This window comes from Leucobacter sp. cx-42, assembly GCF_014529985.1.
In the GTDB taxonomy this organism is placed as follows: Bacteria; Actinomycetota; Actinomycetes; order Actinomycetales; family Microbacteriaceae; genus Leucobacter.
The window spans coordinates 157,703-174,557 of sequence record NZ_JACVMU010000006.1; the positions used below are offsets into that span (position 1 = coordinate 157,703).

Below are 16,855 nucleotides of genomic sequence, written 5' to 3' on the forward strand. Positions count from 1 at the left end.
GTGAAGTCTCTCTCTTAAGTCTCTGTAGGAGGCGCGTTACTGCGCGACCTGGCCGAAGTTGTAAGGGGTGGGCTGCTGAGCTGCGTGGGGGTGCTCTGCGCCGACGTATACCTTCAGCTTGCGGAACTGGTCACGACCGAGCGAGTTCTTGGGAAGCATGCCACGGATCGCCTTCTCAACAGCGCGGTCCGGGTTCTTGCCGAGGAGCTCGGTGTAGCTGACCGAGGTGAGGCCGCCCGGGTAACCCGAGTGGCGGTGCGCCTTCTTCTGCGCTGCCTTGTTGCCGGTGAGGACAACCTTTGCAGCGTTGATGATGATGACGTGGTCACCCATGTCCATGTGAGGAGCGAAGGTGGTCTTGTGCTTGCCGCGGAGGAGTGCGGCTGCATGCGATGCGAGGCGGCCAAGAACGACGTCGGTTGCGTCGATGACGATCCAGTCGTGCTTCTTGTCAGCTGCCTTCGGCGAGTAAGTGCGAGTCACTGTCGTGCTGCTTTCTGTCGAAATGGAGATGTTCGTGGATCCCACTCCTCTGCTCAGTCCCACGGGATTTCTCTCGGGGTGCTGGGCCGGTGGAGGGCTCACATTCGGGCACGAACTGGATATACCAGTACGCACCAAGGGTCTACTTTAGCACATCAGTCATCGAGCGAGTCACGCCGGGCACGCGTCTGCTCAGCGCGCGCAGCGAGATCCTCGTCAGCCGGGTAGGCAATCTCCTCGAGCGAGAGTCCCTTCGCCGGCATGACGGTGAACTTACTTGTCCGCTCTCTCGCATCACGCAGGTCGCGGAGCTGCTCGCCACTGATCCGCTTCGAACCGACCGCGACGACCGAGCCCACGAGCGCCCGCACCATCGAGTGGCAGAATGCGTCAGCCTCGATCCGCGCCGCAAATGCGCCATCTGCAGTTTCCCGCCACTCGAACGCAAGCAGCTCACGCACCGCGGTGGCTCCCTCTCGTGCTTTACAGAAGGTGGTGAAATCTTGGAGTCCGAGCAGATCAGCCGACGCCTGCTGCATCACCCCAAGGTCGAGCTCACGGGTGAAGTCTGCCGTGAACCGCGCAGTGAGTGGATCGAGCCGCGACTGCGCCGGCCGCACACGGTATTCGTACCGGCGACGGAGCGCACCGAATCGGGCGTCAAAGGCGGCAGGAACCTCGCGCACGGAATGGATCGCGACATCGGGCGCGGATCGCGACAGCACGCGATTCAGACGCCTGGCCATCGCATTCGATTTATTCCACTGCGCAAGCTGTTCGGATGACACATCAATATGCGCAACCTGTCCACGCGAGTGCACACCGGCATCGGTGCGACCACCGACGGTGATCCGCACGTCGCCCGGTGCGACCTGAAGGATGAGCGCAAGCGCCTCCTCAATCTCTCCCTCGACCGTTCGCAGCCCCGGCTGCTTCGCCCAGCCAGAGAAGTCTGTGCCGTCGTATGCGAGGTCGAGTCGGAGGCGATGAAGCCCCGCTGAAAGTTCTGTCATCCTTCGATAGTGCCAGAACAAACATGAAGCGTCGCTTGCGCAGACAAATCGCGTAGAATGACGTGAGTCTTTTCCAGGCAAACATCTGTATGAGTATTTTTCGAGTTTCCACCCCGCACCCCCGCCACATCGGTGGACTTGACGGTCTTCGCGCAATCGCTGTGCTGTTGGTCCTCATTTACCACCTCGCCCCGAAGGCGCTCACCGGCGGCTTCCTCGGCGTAGACATTTTCTTCGTCATCAGCGGCTTCCTAATCACAACGCTCCTATTGCGTGAGGTTCGGAAGAGTGGGCAGATCCGCCTCGTCGCATTCTGGCAACGGCGCGCACGGCGCTTGCTGCCGCCACTGGCACTTGTGGTACTCGTCTCAACGACGCTCGCGTATCTCGTGGATCGCGATCTGCTCGTCAATATCGGGAAGCAGATTCTGGGAACCGTCTTCTTCGTCAGTAACTGGATGTTCATTGCGAACGGTACCGATTACTTCACGCAGGACACCCCTGAGCTCTTCAGGAACACCTGGTCGCTTGCTATCGAGGAGCAGTTCTACCTCGTACTCCCCTTGCTCGCGCTGCTGTTGATCACGCTCCGCTCGCGCGCAACGCGCGGCCTGCCGCTCCTCATCCTCGGCGTCATCTCTGCCGGCTTTATGGCTGGCATGGCCGTCGATGGCATCGACCCGACCCGTATCTACTTTGGCTCGGACACGCACAGCTTCGGACTGCTGCTTGGCGCTGCGCTCGCGGTGTTTGCCGAGCCGCGTAAGGGTACCGACGTCGCGCGCCAGATCGGCCGTAGCGGACAAATTCTGACGACCAGCATCGCTGTGCTCGGCGGCGCCGTGTTCCTCTATCTTGCCTTCACCGTCAAGGAAGCTTCGCTCGAGAGCTTCACCGGTGGCTTCCAGCTCGCGACACTGCTCGCTGTCGCGATTATCTGGGCCATCACGCGACCCGGTGCCATCGTCGGCCGTGCGCTTGACTGCGCTCCCCTGCGATGGATCGGTGAGCGCTCGTACGGCATTTACCTGTGGCACTGGCCGCTGCTCCTCATCGTGACGGCTGCCTTGAAGAATGTGTTTGGCGGATCCGCGCCCCTCGCGCTCGTGATTATCATTACCGCAACGGCAACATTCGGCCTTGCCGCCCTTTCTTACACCTACGTGGAGCAGCCTGTGCGTCGTTCTGGAATTCGTGGCGCCTTCCGCCTCATGCGCCTGCGTGCGTCACGCACGACCCGCCAGTCGATCATCGCCATCGCGGTGTTGGCCGTGGTCATCGTGTCAGTGCCCATGACGGCGGTCGCGGTTGCGGCCGCGCCTGAGCGCACCAGCTCCGCCGACGTCATTGCTCGCGGTGAAGCAATGCTCAAGCAGCAGCAAGCAGCAGCTGAGGCACAGGCGATCGCAGATGCGAAGGCAGCGGAGGAAGCCAAGGCCGCTGAGGACGCGCGCCGCCAGACAGAGGCGCCCAAGGGGAAGCCGGGCGCCAAGCCCACCACAAAGGATCCTAAGGGCCCGAAGAAGCCGCAGCCTCGCCCCGCGCCAGTACCCATCGAGGTCACCGGCGCCGACATCACGGCCGTCGGCGATTCGGTCATGCTCGCAAGCCTGCCCGAACTCAGCGCACGATTCCCCGGTATCGCAGTTGACGCGGCAGTCTCTCGCGGCATGAGTGTCGGCGCCGATCTCATCGAGGCGCAGGCCGAGAACGGGACACTCCGCTCCGTCGTACTTGTCGGCCTCGGCACGAACGGCCCGGTCGACCATGACGATTTGGCGCGGATCACCAAAGCAGCCGGCAACGACCGCTTTGTCATCTTCGTCGACGCACACGCTGACCGCGACTGGATCCCCCAAGTGAACCAGGACCTCGCGGCCTTCGCAGCCGAGCGTCCCGGCGTGGTCACCGCACCGTGGACCGAAATGGTGAGCGGCGTTCCTGACGCGCTCGCAGGCGACGACATCCACCCGAACCCGAGTGGTGGCGAAATCTACGCTGACGCTGCCCAGCAGGCGTTTGACGCAATGCTTTCACCTGGCGAAGTTCGTGGCTGGAGCGTTCCGCGCCGATAAGTGATTCTCGGCCGTGGTTGGATAGCACCATGGCTGATTCACTTCCCACCGATGCGCTCGAGTTTGCGCACCGACTCTTCGACGCCGCACGCGCAGGCGATGCCGACCTTTTGCTCGCCGCAATCGACCAGGGCGTCCCCGCCGATCTCACCGACCCCAGCGGCAATACGCTGCTCATGCTCGCGGCCTACAACGGCCACGCTGCGCTCACAGACGGCCTCGCTGCACGCGGTGCAGATGTCAACCGGCTGAACGACCGTGGCCAGAGCCCGCTCGCAGGCGCCGTTTTCAAGCGCAGTGCCGACGTCATTGTCGCGCTGATCGCACGGGGCGCGGATCCGGATGCTGGAACCCCTTCAGCACGTGCAACGGCCGAGATGTTTGGCGTCGAGCTGCCTGCCGCAGGCTAAGCACTCCGTATTACACACAGAGGCCGCAACCCTTCGAGAAGGATTGCGGCCTCTGTGTGTGAGGGGGAAAGCTTACTCAGCCTTCTCCTCTGCAGCCTCAGCTGCGGGTGCCTCTTCGACAACCTCTGCCTCAACAGCAGCAGGAGCCTCTTCGACAACCTCAGCTGCGGGAGCAGCCTTCTTTGCCTTGGGCTTCGGGTTGACGGGCTCGAGGACGAGCTCGATTACTGCGAGGGGAGCGTTGTCGCCCTTGCGGAAACCGGTCTTGATGATGCGGGTGTAGCCACCCTGGCGCTCAGCAACGAGGGGTGCAATCTCAGTGAAGAGCTCGTGCACAACCGAGTTGTCGAGAATCTGACGCATGACGCGACGGCGTGCGTGCAGGTCGCCGCGCTTTGCGAACGTCACGAGACGCTCAGCGACGGGCTGCAGGCGCTTAGCCTTGGTCTCAGTCGTCTGGATGCGCTTGTGCTCGAAAAGCTGCGCAGCCATCTGGTTGAGCATCAGACGCTCGTGAGCGGGTCCGCCTCCGAGGCGGGGGCCCTTGTTGGGCTTAGGCATGTGTGTACTCCAAGTAAATTTCGATCAGCGCGAGACGCTTAATCGTTAGTTAACGTCGTCTTCGTAGCTGTAGAACTGTGCGCCGTCAAAGCCGGGCACTGCGTCCTTCAGCGAGAGGCCCATCTCGGTGAGCTTGTCGCGCACCTCGAATACGGACTTCTGACCGAAGTTGCGGATGTTCATGAGCTGGGCTTCCGAGAGCGCAACAAGTTCGCTCACGGTGTTGATGCCCTCACGCTTCAGGCAGTTGTAGCTGCGAACCGAAAGGTCGAGATCCTCGATGGGAATCGACAGTTCGCTTTCAGCAACAACCTCGACCGGTGCCGGACCGATCTCGACGCCCTCAGCCTGCACGTTCAGCTCGCGTGCAAGACCGAACAGCTCGACAAGCGTCGAACCGGCCGATGCAATTGCATCGCGGGGGCTGATAGCGGGCTTCGACTCAACGTCAACAACGAGGCGATCGAAGTCGGTGCGCTCACCGGCACGAGTTGCTTCAACTCGGTAGGTAACCTTGAGCACCGGCGAGTAGATCGAGTCAACCGGAATACGGCCAACCTCTGCATCGTCGTTACGGTTCTGAGCCGCCGAAACGTAGCCGCGGCCACGTTCGATGGTGAGCTCGAGCTCGAACTGTGCATCGTCGTTCAGCGTGGCGATGACGAGTTCCGGGTTGTGCACCTCAACGCCAGCAGGCGCCGAGATGTCAGCAGCGGTAACCTCGCCCGCACCAGTCTTGCGGAGGTACGCGGTGATCGGCTCATCGTGCTCGCTCGAAACTACGAGCGCCTTCACGTTGAGGATGATCTCGGTGACGTCCTCAGTCACGCCAGGAATGGTCGTGAACTCGTGGGCAACGCCCTCGAAGCGAACGCTCGTCACAGCTGCGCCAGGAATCGACGACAGCAGGGTGCGGCGGAGCGAGTTGCCGAGGGTGTAACCGAAGCCTGGCTCCAGCGGTTCGATGGTGAACCGCGAACGGAACTCAGAGATTGATTCTTCAGTCAGAGTGGGTCGCTGTGCAATGAGCACTGTGTGATCCTTTCGCCGGAGTCCGCTATATGACTCACGCGGTAAAGAGAGAGGGAAATGTGTAAGTAATGCTGTGAGTCAACCGAAGTTGACCCACATCCGCTGCACGCAGCGGAAGGCGCTACTTATACGCGGCGACGCTTCGGGGGACGGCAACCGTTGTGAGCCTGAGGGGTCACATCGTTGATCGAACCAACCTCGAGGCCTGCTGCCTGGAGCGAACGAATCGCGGTCTCGCGGCCCGAGCCGGGGCCCTTGACGAAGATGTCAACCTTCTTCATGCCGTGCTCCTGCGCCTTACGCGCAGCAGACTCAGCAGCAAGCTGAGCAGCGAACGGAGTCGACTTACGCGAGCCCTTGAAGCCCACGCCGCCCGACGATGCCCAGCTGATCACAGCACCGGTGGTGTCAGTGATCGAAACGATGGTGTTGTTGAACGTCGACTTGATGTGGGCCTGGCCCTGTACAACGTTCTTCTTATCCTTGCGGCGCGGCTTGCGCGCTGCGGCCTTAGGTGCAGCCATTGAGAATTCTCCTGAAAACTATCTGTGATGGTCCGGTGAACCGGCTATTACTTCTTCTTGCCGGCGACGGTACGCTTCGGACCCTTACGGGTACGTGCGTTCGTCTTGGTGCGCTGACCATGCACAGGCAGGCCCTTGCGGTGACGAAGACCCTGGTAGCTGCCAGTCTCAACCTTGCGGCGGATGTCTGCTGCAACCTCGCGGCGAAGATCGCCCTCAACCTTGAAGTTGCCCTCAATGTGGTCGCGCAGAAGCACGAGCTGGTCGTCAGTGAGATCGCGAACGCGGATGTTGCCGTCGATACCGGTCTCAGCAAGCGTCTTAAGCGCGCTGGTGCGGCCGACGCCGTAGATGTAAGTGAGTGCAATCTCAACGCGCTTCTCGCGCGGGATGTCTACTCCTGCAATACGTGCCATGTGTTGGCTCTCCTTGGCGGTAGTGGAGGTATGGTGCGCGTTGGGGGTCCGGGCCTCCAACCCGAGGTGTCCCCCACCCCAGCACTTGCGTGCTAGGACGGGATCTTCAACGCGCGGTTCAATGTTGAATTATGAATGGTCTACGAAAGCAAATGACGATTGCTCATCATGCATCGCAACCAGCGAGGGAATTAACCCTGGCGCTGCTTGTGACGGGGGTTGCTCTTGCAGATCACCATGACACGGCCGTGGCGACGGATCACCTTGCAGTGCTCGCAAATCGGCTTGACGCTGGGCTTAACCTTCATGATTTCCTTAAGGGTTCGCTGTCTTCGTACCTACGAGGTTTCGTAGGCCGTTACTTCCGAGAGACCTACTTGTAGCGGTAGACGATACGACCACGGGTCAGGTCGTACGGCGTCAGCTCTACGATCACGCGATCCTCAGGGAGGATTCGGATGTAGTGCTGGCGCATTTTGCCGGAGATGTGCGCGAGGACCTTGTGGCCGTTCGTCAATTCAACCCGGAACATTGCGTTCGGGAGTGCCTCGACAACCTGGCCCTCGATCTCGATGACGCCGTCTTTTTTCGCCATAGCCTCACTATCGCTTAGTAGATGTACTCGTCTGCGAATGCTTCATGCCGTTTTCGCGATCACGAAAACAGGCGCAAAGCACCAAGGAACAAGAATAGTCGGGCGCGCCGGGTTTGTAAACCCGAGCGTGACAGTCTTCGGCGCGTCGCGCTTTCGGATCCGCCCCCGTCCAGTATCAGAAACAGCAGGAGCCCCGCTTGTTTCCAAGCGGGGCTCCTGCAAAAGTGCGTGCTGTACTGCGATGCACTAGGCGATCGGGACCGGCGTGATACCGAAAGGTGCGAGGCCTGCGGCGCCGCCATCTTCAGCGGTCAACACCCAGATGCCACCCTCGTGGCGCGCGACGCTGTGTTCCCACTGCGCACTCAGCGAGCCGTCCTTGATCGTGACGGTCCAGTCATCGTCCTGAATCTTGGTCTCAATCGTGCCGGCAGAGATGATCGGCTCGATCGCGACGCAGAGACCCGCCTTGACGGCGGGACCGCGACCCGGGCTGGGGACGTTGAACACGGGGGGATCTTCGTGCATGCTACGACCAATGCCGTGCCCGATGTACTCCTCGAGAACGCCGTACTTGCTGTTTGCGTGCACGTATTCCGAGACAGCTTCGCCGACCTCGTTCAGATGCGAGGCGCGAGCAAAACGGGCAATGCCCTCCCACATCGCATTGTGGGTGACCTCAGAGAGACGCTGCGCATGCTTCGTGCGAGCTTCATCCTTCGGATCAGGGATCACGACAGAAATCGCCGCATCGCCGTTCCAACCATTCACATCAGCGCCCACGTCGAGCGACACAATGTCACCGGGCTGAAGCGGGCGATCCGTGGGGATTGCGTGAACAACGTCGTCGTTCACGTTTGCGCAAATCGTATGGCTATAGCCGGGCACCAACTGGAAGTTTGGCACTCCCCCGGCATCGCGAATCGTCTTCTCAGCGATCGCATCAAGTTCAAGTGTCGTGACACCCTCTCGTGCGTTCGCCGCGAGGGCGTCGAGCGCCAGCCGAGTTACCCGACCCGCTTCGACCATCAGGCGAAGCTGTGCGGGCGACTTATAGATCGACCGGCGAATGATTCCTCGACGTGCCATTGGCTAGCGCCCCAGCTGTGCAGTGAGACCCGAAGCGATACGCTCCGCGACCTCGTCAGGGGTACCCATGCCATCAACGGATACGAGAATGCCACGCTTCGAGAAGAGCTCGATGAGCGGTGCGGTCTGCTCCGCGTAGACGTTCTGACGGTGGCGAATGACCTCTTCAGTATCGTCCGCACGACCCTCAAGCTCAGCGCGCTTGAGCAGGCGAGCTACAACTGCGTCAACGTCTGCCTCGAGCAAGACAACCGCGTCGAGCGAGTCGCCCTCGAGCATGCCATCGAGCGCCGTGACCTGGTCAACGGTACGGGGGTAGCCGTCGAGCAGGAAGCCTGCTGCTGCGTCTGCCTGGCCAAGTCGATCCTCGACGATTTCGTTCGTCAGCGAATCAGGAACGAGTTCGCCCGATTCGATGATTGCCTGAACGCGCTTACCGAGCTCAGTACCGCCCTTAATGTTGGCGCGGAAGATGTCACCGGTGGAGATTGCGGGGACGCCGTAGGTCTCCGCAATCTTGCCAGCCTGGGTGCCCTTGCCCGCACCGGGAGGGCCGATGATGAGAAGTCGAGTTGAAGTCATTTACTTAAGAAGCCCTTCATAGTGACGCTGCTGCAGCTGTGCGTCGATCTGCTTGACGGTTTCAAGACCCACACCGACGATAATGAGGATCGAAGCGCCGCCGAACGGGAAGTTCTGGTTCGCTCCGAAGAACGACAGAGCGATCAACGGGATGAGCGCAATGACGCCGATGTAAATCGAACCGGCCGTCGTGATACGAGTGAGCACGTAGTTGAGGTACTCAGCCGTCGGGCGGCCAGCGCGGATGCCTGGGATGAATCCGCTGTACTTCTTCATGTTGTCCGCGACCTCTTCAGGGTTGAAGGTGATCTGAACGTAGAAGAACGTGAAGCCAATGATGAGGAGGAAGAAGACCACCATGTACAGGGGCTGGTCACCGGTGACCAGATTCGTCTGAATCCAGACAACCCAAGCCTTGGGGTCTTCACCCGCAGCGGGCTGGTTGAACTGCGAGATCAACATCGGGAGGTAAAGAATTGCCGAAGCGAAGATCACGGGGATAACGCCCGCCATGTTCACCTTGATCGGGATATAGGTGCTGCTGCCACCGTACGTACGGCGGCCAACAACGCGCTTCGCGTACTGAACAGGAATACGGCGCTGCGACTGCTCAACGTATACAACTGCTGCAACGATGATGAGGCCGATTGCGATAACGAAGAAGAAGATCTCCCAACCGCGCTGTTCCTTGATCACCCAGAGGGCGCTCGGGAAGGTTGCGGCAATCGAGGTGAAGATCAGGAGCGACATACCGTTGCCGATACCGCGCTCAGTGATGAGCTCGCCGAACCACATGATGAGGCCAGTACCTGCAGTCATCGTGAGGATCATGATGAGCGTTGCCCACCACTCGTTCGAAACGAGGTTCTCGCACGCCTGGTTCGCGTTACCAAGCAGCTGACCCGACTTCGCAACCGTGATCAGCGTGGTCGACTGGAGGACAGCAAGACCAATCGTCAGGTAGCGCGTGTACTGCGTCATCTTCGCCTGGCCTGCCTGGCCTTCCTTGTGGAGCGCCTCAAAGTGAGGAATGACCACGCGAAGCAGCTGCACAATGATCGACGCCGTAATGTACGGCATGATGCCGAGCGCGAAGATCGACAGCTGCAGCAGAGCGCCGCCGCTGAACAGGTTGATCATGTCGTACAACCCGTTTGCATTCTCCCCTGCCGCGAGGCAGGCCTGAACGTTGGCAAAGTCAACGAACGGTGCGGGGATGAATGAACCCAAACGGAAAAGCGTGACAATGCCGAGCGTGAAGAGAATCTTCCGCCTTAGATCGGGGGTTCGAAAAATTCGTCCGATCGCACTGAACAAGATCTGCCTCCTGGCCTGTCGGTACTGGCTCACGCCAACACGACGATCACCGACTCAACAGCCTACACTGCAGCCGGGTCGTTTCGCTTAATGATTCGGTTGTTTGGCAACCAAATGACAAAAGAAAAGCGGGGGAATTCCTCGCACGAAATATCGCACAAGGGACTCCCCCGCAAATAACTTCCTACTTATAGAAAGTTACTTTACCTCGCCGCCTGCGGCAACGATCTTTTCGCGTGCCGAAGCCGACACCTTGTCAACGTCAATGACGAGCTTGACCGCGAGGTCGCCATCGCCAAGGACCTTAACGGGCTGGTTCTTGCGAACTGCACCCTTTGCAACGAGATCAGCAATCGTTACGTCGCCACCCTTGGGGTACAGCTCAGCGAGCTTAGCAACGTTCACAACCTGGTACTCGGTGCGGAACGGGTTCTTGAAACCACGGAGCTTCGGGGTGCGCATATGCAGCGGCATCTGGCCACCCTCGAAGCCGGCACGGACCTGGTAACGAGCCTTGGTGCCCTTGGTACCGCGGCCAGCAGTCTTACCCTTCGAAGCCTCACCACGACCCACGCGGGTCTTGGCCTTCTTCGAACCGGCTGCGGGACGAAGGTGGTGTGCCTTCAGAACCTCGCCGCGCTCAATGTTCTCGCTCATACGTCGATCTCCTCAACCTGTACCAGGTGAGCAACTGCACGAACGTAACCGCGGTTAGCTACGGTATCCTCACGAACGACCGACTGGCCGATCTTCTTGAGGCCGAGGCTACGCAGGGTGTCGCGCTGGTTCTGCTTCTCACTGATAACGGACTTCGTCTGCGTAATCTTCAGGCTCTTAGCCATTACGCACCTGCCTTTGCCTTAGCTGCAGCGTCGGCCAGAGCCTTCGCTTCGGCGCGCACGAGGCGAGCCGGTGCGACACGGTCAAAGTCGAGGCCACGACGAGCTGCGACGGAGCGGGGCTCCTCGAGCATCTTCAGTGCCTCAACGGTCGCATGCACGATGTTCAGGGTGTTCGACGAACCGAGCGACTTGCTCAGTACGTCGTGGATGCCAGCGCACTCGAGTACGGCGCGGACGGGGCCACCGGCGATAACACCGGTACCAGCAGCTGCGGGGCGGAGCAGAACGACGCCTGCTGCTGCCTCACCCTGCACGGGGTGCGGGATGGTGCTGCCGACGCGGGGGACGCGGAAGAAGTTCTTCTTTGCCTCTTCGACACCCTTCGAGATTGCGAGGGGCACCTCCTTGGCCTTACCGTAACCGACACCAACGGTGCCGTTACCGTCGCCGACGACGACGAGAGCGGTGAAGCTGAAGCGACGACCACCCTTGACGACCTTCGACACACGGTTGATGGTTACGACGCGCTCGAGGAACTGGCTCTCGGTGCGCTCGCGACCGCCGCGCTCACCACGGGTGCCGCGATCGCGGCTACCGCGACGCTGCTCACGAGGCTCGTTGCGGTGATCCTCAGTCTTGGTTTCCACGACCGGGGTCTCAGCAGCCACTTCCTGCTCCTTCGTTTCGTTGCTCACAGGGTCAGCCCCCCTTCGCGAGCGCCTTCGGCGATCGCAGCGACACGGCCGGCGTACTTGCTGCCACCGCGGTCGAAGACCACTGCGTCAACGCCTGCTGCCTTTACACGCTCAGCGAGGATTTCGCCTACCTTGCGTGCCTTAGCGGTCTTGTCGCCCTCGAAAGCGCGAATGTCCGCTTCCATGGTCGAAGCCGATGCGATGGTGAAACCCTTCGAATCGTCGATGACCTGGACGAAGACGTGACGCGACGAGCGCGTAACGTTCATGCGGGGGCGCACCTCGGTGCCAACAACCTTCTTACGAAGGCGGCTGTGGCGGCGGAGGCGGGCAGCGGTACGGCCCTTAGCGCGAGTGATGTTAGCGGCCATGGTTACTTACCAGCCTTTCCAGCCTTGCGACGAACGTTCTCGCCCGCGTAGCGGATGCCCTTGCCCTTGTAGGGCTCCGGCTTCTTCAGCTTGCGGATGTTAGCAGCAGCCTCACCGACTGCCTGCTTGGAGATACCGCTGACCGAGATCTTCGTGGTGCCCTCAACTGCAAGCGTGATGCCTGCAGGAGCAGCGAAGACTACGGGGTGCGAGAAGCCGAGAGCGAGCTCGAGATCGCTACCCTTCAGCGCGACGCGGTAACCGGTACCAACAACCTCAAGCTGCTTGGTGTAACCAGCGGTTACACCAACGATGTTGTTGTTGATAAGGGTACGGGTGAGGCCGTGCAGTGCACGCGACTCGCGCTCGTCGTTGGGACGGGTAACCAGAATCTGGCCATCCTCAACAGCTACGCGAATGGGCTCTGCAACGGTGAGCGTGAGCTCGCCCTTTGCGCCCTTGACCGTGACCTGCTGGCCATCGATCTTGACATCTACACCACCGGGAACGGTGATGGGAAGCTTACCGATACGTGACATTCTGGCTTACCACACGTAGGCCAGCACTTCGCCGCCCACGCCCTTCTGCTCGGCCTCGCGGTCCGTGAGGAGCCCCGAAGAGGTGGACAGGATCGCAATACCGAGACCGCCAAGAACGCTCGGAACCTCGGCTGCACCTGCGTATACACGCAGACCGGGCTTCGAGACACGCTTGATGCCCTCGATCGAACGCTCGCGGTTGGGGCCGTACTTCAGCTGCATGGTGAGGGTGGTACCGACGCGTGCGGCCTCAACCTTCCAGTCAGCGATGTAGCCTTCGCGCTTGAGGATCTCTGCGATCCGCTCCTTGAGCTTTGAGCCGGGGAGCGAAACGTCATCGTGATGTGCGCTATTTGCATTGCGCAACCGGGTCAGCATATCTGCGACCGGATCAGTCATCGTCATAATTGACTCTGCTTTCTCGCCTGGTATCGGGGGCCGTTACACGACCACCGACCTGGGTGACGCGGGAAAGGTGCCCGGGAAAATTCCCGGGCACCAAGCCCACTTGGACTATTCAGTTATTAGGCCTTGAACGGGAAACCGAGCGCCTTAAGCAGCGCGCGACCCTCGTCGTCGGTCTTTGCCGAGGTTACGACAGTGATGTCGAAACCGCGTACACGATCAATCTTATCCTGATCGATCTCGTGGAACACACTCTGCTCGGTCAAACCGAAGGTGTAGTTACCAGCACCGTCGAACTGCTTTGCCGAAAGACCGCGGAAATCGCGGATACGGGGCAGTGCGAGGTTGATGAGACGATCGAGGAATTCCCATGCACGGTCACCACGGAGGGTAACGTGCGCACCAATAGCCTGGCCTTCGCGCAGCTTGAACTGTGCGATCGACTTACGGGCCAAGGTGACCTTGGGCTTCTGACCGGTGATCTTCTGGAGGTCTGCGATAGCGCCTTCAATCACCTTGCTGTCGCGAGCTGCCTCGCCGACGCCGGTGTTAACGACAACCTTCACAACGCCAGGCACCTGCATAACGTTCTCGAACTTGAACTCCTCGAGGAGTGCAGGAACGATCTCGCCGCGGTACTTCTGCTTCAGACGGGGCTGAACCTTAGTCTCAGTCATTAGAGGGCCTTCCCTGACTTCTTCGCGTAGCGAACACGGACGGTCTTCTTCACGCCGTTCTTCTCGACCTCTTCGACGCGGAAACCAACGCGAGTCGGCTTCTTGGTCTCGGGGTCGACAACTGCGACGTTCGACACGTGGATCGGAGCCTCGACGGTCTCAATGCCGCCTTCCTTCGTTCCACGCTCCGACTGGCCAACGCGGGTGTGCTTGGTGACGAAGTTAACGCCCTCAACCACTACGCGGTCGGTTTCGGTCAGAACCTCAATGACGCGACCCTGCTTGCCGCGGTAGCCACCGCGCTCCTGGGTCGGGCCCGAGATGACCTCTACGAGGTCACCCTTCTTGATCTTGTTAGCCATATGGACTAGATCACCTCCGGTGCGAGCGAGACGATCTTCATGAACTTCTTGTCGCGAAGCTCACGGCCGACCGGCCCGAAGATACGGGTGCCGCGGGGCTCCCCGTCAGCCTTCAGAATGACGGCAGCGTTCTCGTCAAAGCTAATGTACGAACCGTCTACACGACGGGTCGACTTACGCGTACGAACGACAACCGCCTTTACGACGTCGCCCTTCTTGACGTTGCCACCGGGGATTGCGTCCTTGACGGTCGCGACGATCGTGTCGCCGAGGCCGGCGTAACGACGACCCGATCCACCGAGTACGCGAATCGTGAGCAACTCCTTGGCACCGCTGTTGTCGGCAACCTTGAGTCGCGATTCCTGCTGAATCACTTGTTACTCCTTCAATCAGTAAGCCGCGAGGCTTACTTCGCCTTCTCGAGAATCTCTACGAGGCGCCAGCGCTTCGAAGCGCTGAGCGGACGAGTCTCGTGGATGACCACGAGATCGCCGATGCCTGCAGTGTTCATCTCGTCGTGAGCCTTAACCTTCGACGAGCGGCGCAGGACCTTGCCGTAGAGGGGGTGCTTCACACGGTCTTCGACCTCAACGACGATGGTCTTGTCCATCTTGTCGCTGACGACGTAACCACGGCGGGCCTTGCGGTAGCCGCGCTGTTCCTGTTCGATCTCAGCCATTGTTAGGCCTCCTTCGTCTCAGCGGCGGCGTCCGCCTGCTCGGTCTTCTTAGTGCTCTTCTTCGCCTTAGCCTTTGCAGGAGCAGCAACGGGGGTAACCCGAATGCCGAGCTCGCGCTCACGCAGAACGGTGTAGATGCGAGCAATGTCGCGCTTCACCTGACGAACACGGCCGTGGCTTTCAAGCTGGCCGGTGGCCGACTGGAAGCGAAGGTTGAAAAGCTCAGCCTTAGCCTTCTTGAGCTCTTCTGCCAGGCGCTCGTTCTCGAACGTATCCAGTTCGGTGACAGCCAGTTCCTTGGTACCGATCGCCATTACGCGTCGCCCTCCTCACGCTTGATAATGCGGGCCTTGAGCGGAAGCTTGTGGATCGCGCGGGTCAGTGCCTCGCGTGCAAGCTGCTCATCGACACCTGCGACCTCGAAGAGGACGCGGCCCGGCTTGACATTGGCAATCCACCACTCCGGCGAACCCTTACCGGAACCCATGCGGGTCTCGGCAGGCTTCTTGGTGAGGGGACGGTCAGGGTAGATGTTGATCCACACCTTGCCACCACGCTTGATGTGACGGGTCATCGCGATACGAGCGGACTCGATCTGACGGTTCGTCACGTAAGCGGGGGTGAGAGCCTGGATACCAAACTCACCGAAGGTGACCTTGGTTCCGCCCTTTGCCTGGCCGCTACGGCCGGGGTGATGCTGCTTACGGTGCTTTACTCGACGGGGAATCAGCATTGTTACTTCTCCGCTCCTGCTGCAGCGGGTGCAGCCTCAGCCTGCTGAGCGTTACGAGGCGCACGGCGGCGATCGCCGCGGTCACGCGACGGCTTCTGTGCTGCCTGCTCGCGAGCAAGTTCCTTGTTGGTGAGGTCACCCTTGTAGATCCAGACCTTCACGCCGATACGGCCGAAGGTGGTCTTAGCTTCGTAGAAACCGTAATCGATGTTCGCACGAAGGGTGTGCAGCGGCACGCGACCCTCGCGGTAGAACTCCGAACGGCTCATCTCTGCGCCGCCGAGACGGCCCGAGACCTGAATACGAACGCCCTTGGCACCAGCGCGCTGTGCGCCCTGGAGGCCCTTGCGCATTGCACGACGGAATGCAACGCGAGCAGCGAGCTGCTCTGCAATACCCTGTGCAACGAGCTGAGCGTCAGCCTCGGGGTTCTTGACCTCGAGGATGTTCAGCTGGATCTGCTTGCCGGTGAGCTTCTCGAGGCCGGCGCGGATGCGCTCTGCCTCTGCGCCACGACGGCCGATGACGATACCGGGACGTGCAGTGTGGATGTCCACGCGTACACGGTCACGGGTGCGCTCGATCTCGATGCGCGAAACACCTGCACGGTCAAGCGTGTCAGTCAGGTAGCTGCGGATCTTGATGTCCTCGGCAAGGTAGTCAGCGTAACGCTGACCCTTCTTGGTCGAGTCCGAGAACCAACGCGATACGTGATCAGTGGTTACCCCGAGGCGGAAGCCATAGGGATGAATCTTCTGGCCCATTTACTTGGCTCCCTTCGATGCGGCAACCTCGTCAGCCGTCTGAAGAATGACGGTGATGTGGCTGGTCCGCTTGTTGATACGGAACGCGCGACCCTGTGCACGGGGGCGGAAACGCTTGAGCGTTGCTCCCTCGTCCACGAATGCACGTGCCACAACGAGCTCGTCTTCGTTGAAGCGCAGGTTTTCCTTCTCGGCCTTGACACGCGCGTTAGCGACTGCCGAGGCGACGAGCTTGAAAATGGGCTCCGACGCTGCCTGGGGTGCGAACTTGAGGATCGCGAGTGCTTCCTCAACGTTCTTGCCACGGATCAGGTCAACAACGCGACGGGCCTTCTGGGGGGTGATGCGGATATGACGCACGCGTGCGATCGATTCCACCATTTCTCTTCCTCCTTCACGTCGCCGCTTAGCGGCGACGGCCCTTCTTGTCGTCCTTCACGTGGCCACGGAAGGTACGGGTCGGGGCGAACTCGCCCAGCTTGTGACCAACCATGGTTTCCGTTACGAACACGGGAATGTGCTTACGACCGTCGTGCACTGCGATGGTGTGACCCAGCATTGCGGGGATGATCATCGAGCGGCGCGACCAGGTCTTGATCACGTTCTTGGTGCCAGCTTCGTTCTGGACAACCACCTTGTTCAGCAGGTGGTTATCGACGAAGGGGCCCTTCTTGAGACTACGAGGCATCTT

General features: G+C 60.4%; 28 protein-coding genes. 2 read left to right on the forward strand and 26 right to left on the reverse strand.

The genetic code is table 11. The features are described 5' to 3' along the window. Positions 1-36 precede the first annotated feature (36 nt). Both rplM and truA read right to left on the reverse strand, forming a co-directional pair. Positions 37-483 (reverse strand): 50S ribosomal protein L13, encoded by a 447-nt coding sequence (rplM, locus tag ICM05_RS06760; RefSeq protein ID WP_188023819.1) that lies wholly within the window; start codon positions 481-483, stop codon positions 37-39. Between the two features lie 155 nt (positions 484-638). Beyond that, complete coding sequence (truA, locus tag ICM05_RS06765; RefSeq protein ID WP_188023820.1) at positions 639-1,496, reverse strand: tRNA pseudouridine(38-40) synthase TruA; 858 nt, start codon at positions 1,494-1,496, stop codon at positions 639-641. A gap of 89 nt (positions 1,497-1,585) precedes the next feature. Here truA and ICM05_RS06770 point away from each other — a divergent pair, with 89 nt between their 5' ends. Together ICM05_RS06770 and ICM05_RS06775 are read left to right on the forward strand one after the other, a co-directional pair. Then, positions 1,586-3,571: an acyltransferase family protein gene (locus tag ICM05_RS06770; protein ID WP_188023821.1), complete on the forward strand. Its 1,986-nt coding sequence runs from the start codon at positions 1,586-1,588 to the stop codon at positions 3,569-3,571. Positions 3,572-3,600: 29 nt separating this feature from the next. Beyond that, positions 3,601-3,981, forward strand: coding sequence for an ankyrin repeat domain-containing protein (locus ICM05_RS06775; protein WP_188023822.1), 381 nt, complete (start codon positions 3,601-3,603; stop codon positions 3,979-3,981). A gap of 72 nt (positions 3,982-4,053) precedes the next feature. Here ICM05_RS06775 and rplQ read toward each other — a convergent pair whose 3' ends face one another. The 24 genes from rplQ to rpsS all read right to left on the reverse strand — a co-directional run bounded on the left by rplQ (position 4,054) and on the right by rpsS (position 16,852). Next, positions 4,054-4,542 (reverse strand): 50S ribosomal protein L17, encoded by a 489-nt coding sequence (gene rplQ, locus ICM05_RS06780; protein WP_188023823.1) that lies wholly within the window; start codon positions 4,540-4,542, stop codon positions 4,054-4,056. A 45-nt stretch (positions 4,543-4,587) separates the two neighbouring features. Continuing rightward, entirely contained in the window at positions 4,588-5,574 is a 987-nt protein-coding gene (locus ICM05_RS06785) for a DNA-directed RNA polymerase subunit alpha (RefSeq protein WP_188023824.1), read from the reverse strand. A 125-nt stretch (positions 5,575-5,699) separates the two neighbouring features. Continuing rightward, entirely contained in the window at positions 5,700-6,098 is a 399-nt protein-coding gene (gene rpsK, locus ICM05_RS06790; protein WP_188023825.1) for a 30S ribosomal protein S11, read from the reverse strand. A gap of 47 nt (positions 6,099-6,145) precedes the next feature. Then, positions 6,146-6,514, reverse strand: coding sequence for a 30S ribosomal protein S13 (rpsM, locus tag ICM05_RS06795; RefSeq protein WP_188023826.1), 369 nt, complete (start codon positions 6,512-6,514; stop codon positions 6,146-6,148). A gap of 191 nt (positions 6,515-6,705) precedes the next feature. Beyond that, complete coding sequence (gene rpmJ / locus ICM05_RS06800; protein ID WP_188023827.1) at positions 6,706-6,822, reverse strand: 50S ribosomal protein L36; 117 nt, start codon at positions 6,820-6,822, stop codon at positions 6,706-6,708. Positions 6,823-6,887: 65 nt separating this feature from the next. Next, positions 6,888-7,109 carry a translation initiation factor IF-1 gene (gene infA / locus ICM05_RS06805; protein ID WP_017885304.1) on the reverse strand — a complete coding sequence of 74 codons (222 nt, stop codon included), beginning with the start codon at positions 7,107-7,109 and terminating at the stop codon, positions 6,888-6,890. Between the two features lie 246 nt (positions 7,110-7,355). After that, entirely contained in the window at positions 7,356-8,198 is an 843-nt protein-coding gene (map, locus tag ICM05_RS06810) for a type I methionyl aminopeptidase (RefSeq protein ID WP_188023828.1), read from the reverse strand. Positions 8,199-8,201: 3 nt separating this feature from the next. Continuing rightward, positions 8,202-8,780: an adenylate kinase gene (locus ICM05_RS06815; RefSeq protein WP_188023829.1), complete on the reverse strand. Its 579-nt coding sequence runs from the start codon at positions 8,778-8,780 to the stop codon at positions 8,202-8,204. Next, complete coding sequence (secY, locus tag ICM05_RS06820) at positions 8,781-10,097, reverse strand: preprotein translocase subunit SecY (protein ID WP_188023830.1); 1,317 nt, start codon at positions 10,095-10,097, stop codon at positions 8,781-8,783. Positions 10,098-10,295: 198 nt separating this feature from the next. Continuing rightward, entirely contained in the window at positions 10,296-10,754 is a 459-nt protein-coding gene (rplO, locus tag ICM05_RS06825) for a 50S ribosomal protein L15 (protein WP_188023831.1), read from the reverse strand. Next, positions 10,751-10,939, reverse strand: a complete 189-nt coding sequence (gene rpmD, locus ICM05_RS06830) for a 50S ribosomal protein L30 (protein ID WP_188023832.1) — start codon at positions 10,937-10,939, stop codon at positions 10,751-10,753. The genes rplO and rpmD overlap by 4 nt, the downstream gene beginning before the upstream one ends. Next, positions 10,939-11,634, reverse strand: a complete 696-nt coding sequence (gene rpsE, locus ICM05_RS06835; protein ID WP_188023833.1) for a 30S ribosomal protein S5 — start codon at positions 11,632-11,634, stop codon at positions 10,939-10,941. The genes rpmD and rpsE overlap by 1 nt, the downstream gene beginning before the upstream one ends. Then, the gene (rplR, locus tag ICM05_RS06840) at positions 11,631-12,005 is read right to left on the reverse strand and encodes a 50S ribosomal protein L18 (protein ID WP_188023834.1); all 375 of its coding nucleotides are present in this window, start codon (positions 12,003-12,005) and stop codon (positions 11,631-11,633) included. Before rplR ends, rpsE begins: the two co-directional genes overlap by 4 nt. Before the next feature lie 2 nt (positions 12,006-12,007). Continuing rightward, entirely contained in the window at positions 12,008-12,544 is a 537-nt protein-coding gene (rplF, locus tag ICM05_RS06845) for a 50S ribosomal protein L6 (protein WP_188023835.1), read from the reverse strand. Between the two features lie 6 nt (positions 12,545-12,550). Then, on the reverse strand, positions 12,551-12,949 hold the full coding sequence (gene rpsH / locus ICM05_RS06850; protein ID WP_188023836.1) for a 30S ribosomal protein S8: 399 nt from the start codon (positions 12,947-12,949) through the stop codon (positions 12,551-12,553). Positions 12,950-13,068: 119 nt separating this feature from the next. Continuing rightward, on the reverse strand, positions 13,069-13,626 hold the full coding sequence (rplE, locus tag ICM05_RS06855) for a 50S ribosomal protein L5 (RefSeq protein ID WP_188023837.1): 558 nt from the start codon (positions 13,624-13,626) through the stop codon (positions 13,069-13,071). Then, positions 13,626-13,988, reverse strand: coding sequence for a 50S ribosomal protein L24 (gene rplX, locus ICM05_RS06860; RefSeq protein ID WP_188023838.1), 363 nt, complete (start codon positions 13,986-13,988; stop codon positions 13,626-13,628). Before rplX ends, rplE begins: the two co-directional genes overlap by 1 nt. Positions 13,989-13,993: 5 nt before the next feature. Beyond that, positions 13,994-14,362 carry a 50S ribosomal protein L14 gene (rplN, locus tag ICM05_RS06865; RefSeq protein ID WP_188023839.1) on the reverse strand — a complete coding sequence of 123 codons (369 nt, stop codon included), beginning with the start codon at positions 14,360-14,362 and terminating at the stop codon, positions 13,994-13,996. Between the two features lie 32 nt (positions 14,363-14,394). Continuing rightward, positions 14,395-14,667, reverse strand: coding sequence for a 30S ribosomal protein S17 (rpsQ, locus tag ICM05_RS06870; RefSeq protein WP_188023840.1), 273 nt, complete (start codon positions 14,665-14,667; stop codon positions 14,395-14,397). Positions 14,668-14,669: 2 nt separating this feature from the next. Beyond that, a complete protein-coding gene (gene rpmC, locus ICM05_RS06875; RefSeq protein WP_188023841.1) occupies positions 14,670-14,981 on the reverse strand; it encodes a 50S ribosomal protein L29 in 312 nt (103 codons plus the stop codon). After that, complete coding sequence (rplP, locus tag ICM05_RS06880) at positions 14,981-15,400, reverse strand: 50S ribosomal protein L16 (protein ID WP_188023842.1); 420 nt, start codon at positions 15,398-15,400, stop codon at positions 14,981-14,983. The genes rpmC and rplP overlap by 1 nt, the downstream gene beginning before the upstream one ends. Positions 15,401-15,402: 2 nt before the next feature. Then, on the reverse strand, positions 15,403-16,164 hold the full coding sequence (gene rpsC, locus ICM05_RS06885) for a 30S ribosomal protein S3 (RefSeq protein WP_188023843.1): 762 nt from the start codon (positions 16,162-16,164) through the stop codon (positions 15,403-15,405). Then, positions 16,165-16,545: a 50S ribosomal protein L22 gene (gene rplV, locus ICM05_RS06890; protein WP_188023844.1), complete on the reverse strand. Its 381-nt coding sequence runs from the start codon at positions 16,543-16,545 to the stop codon at positions 16,165-16,167. It lies immediately after the preceding gene. A 25-nt stretch (positions 16,546-16,570) separates the two neighbouring features. Continuing rightward, positions 16,571-16,852, reverse strand: a complete 282-nt coding sequence (rpsS, locus tag ICM05_RS06895) for a 30S ribosomal protein S19 (RefSeq protein ID WP_025133706.1) — start codon at positions 16,850-16,852, stop codon at positions 16,571-16,573. Positions 16,853-16,855: the final 3 nt, after the last annotated feature.

What these genes read in the sequence shown, in the direction of transcription:
- truA (WP_188023820.1), bottom strand. Translation starts at nt 1,496, where the DNA reads ATGACAGAACTTTCAGCGGGGCTTCATCGCCTCCGACTCGACCTCGCA.
- ICM05_RS06770 (WP_188023821.1), top strand. Translation starts at nt 1,586, where the DNA reads ATGAGTATTTTTCGAGTTTCCACCCCGCACCCCCGCCACATCGGTGGA.
- ICM05_RS06775 (WP_188023822.1), top strand. Translation starts at nt 3,601, where the DNA reads ATGGCTGATTCACTTCCCACCGATGCGCTCGAGTTTGCGCACCGACTC.
- rplQ (WP_188023823.1), bottom strand. Translation starts at nt 4,542, where the DNA reads ATGCCTAAGCCCAACAAGGGCCCCCGCCTCGGAGGCGGACCCGCTCAC.
- rpsK (WP_188023825.1), bottom strand. Translation starts at nt 6,098, where the DNA reads ATGGCTGCACCTAAGGCCGCAGCGCGCAAGCCGCGCCGCAAGGATAAG.
- rpsM (WP_188023826.1), bottom strand. Translation starts at nt 6,514, where the DNA reads ATGGCACGTATTGCAGGAGTAGACATCCCGCGCGAGAAGCGCGTTGAG.
- rpmJ (WP_188023827.1), bottom strand. Translation starts at nt 6,822, where the DNA reads ATGAAGGTTAAGCCCAGCGTCAAGCCGATTTGCGAGCACTGCAAGGTG.
- infA (WP_017885304.1), bottom strand. Translation starts at nt 7,109, where the DNA reads ATGGCGAAAAAAGACGGCGTCATCGAGATCGAGGGCCAGGTTGTCGAG.
- map (WP_188023828.1), bottom strand. Translation starts at nt 8,198, where the DNA reads ATGGCACGTCGAGGAATCATTCGCCGGTCGATCTATAAGTCGCCCGCA.
- ICM05_RS06815 (WP_188023829.1), bottom strand. Translation starts at nt 8,780, where the DNA reads ATGACTTCAACTCGACTTCTCATCATCGGCCCTCCCGGTGCGGGCAAG.
- rplO (WP_188023831.1), bottom strand. Translation starts at nt 10,754, where the DNA reads ATGAGCGAGAACATTGAGCGCGGCGAGGTTCTGAAGGCACACCACCTT.
- rpmD (WP_188023832.1), bottom strand. Translation starts at nt 10,939, where the DNA reads ATGGCTAAGAGCCTGAAGATTACGCAGACGAAGTCCGTTATCAGTGAG.
- rplR (WP_188023834.1), bottom strand. Translation starts at nt 12,005, where the DNA reads ATGGCCGCTAACATCACTCGCGCTAAGGGCCGTACCGCTGCCCGCCTC.
- rplF (WP_188023835.1), bottom strand. Translation starts at nt 12,544, where the DNA reads ATGTCACGTATCGGTAAGCTTCCCATCACCGTTCCCGGTGGTGTAGAT.
- rpsH (WP_188023836.1), bottom strand. Translation starts at nt 12,949, where the DNA reads ATGACGATGACTGATCCGGTCGCAGATATGCTGACCCGGTTGCGCAAT.
- rplE (WP_188023837.1), bottom strand. Translation starts at nt 13,626, where the DNA reads ATGACTGAGACTAAGGTTCAGCCCCGTCTGAAGCAGAAGTACCGCGGC.
- rplX (WP_188023838.1), bottom strand. Translation starts at nt 13,988, where the DNA reads ATGGCTAACAAGATCAAGAAGGGTGACCTCGTAGAGGTCATCTCGGGC.
- rpsQ (WP_188023840.1), bottom strand. Translation starts at nt 14,667, where the DNA reads ATGGCTGAGATCGAACAGGAACAGCGCGGCTACCGCAAGGCCCGCCGT.
- rpmC (WP_188023841.1), bottom strand. Translation starts at nt 14,981, where the DNA reads ATGGCGATCGGTACCAAGGAACTGGCTGTCACCGAACTGGATACGTTC.
- rplP (WP_188023842.1), bottom strand. Translation starts at nt 15,400, where the DNA reads ATGCTGATTCCCCGTCGAGTAAAGCACCGTAAGCAGCATCACCCCGGC.
- rpsC (WP_188023843.1), bottom strand. Translation starts at nt 16,164, where the DNA reads ATGGGCCAGAAGATTCATCCCTATGGCTTCCGCCTCGGGGTAACCACT.
- rplV (WP_188023844.1), bottom strand. Translation starts at nt 16,545, where the DNA reads ATGGTGGAATCGATCGCACGCGTGCGTCATATCCGCATCACCCCCCAG.
- rpsS (WP_025133706.1), bottom strand. Translation starts at nt 16,852, where the DNA reads ATGCCTCGTAGTCTCAAGAAGGGCCCCTTCGTCGATAACCACCTGCTG.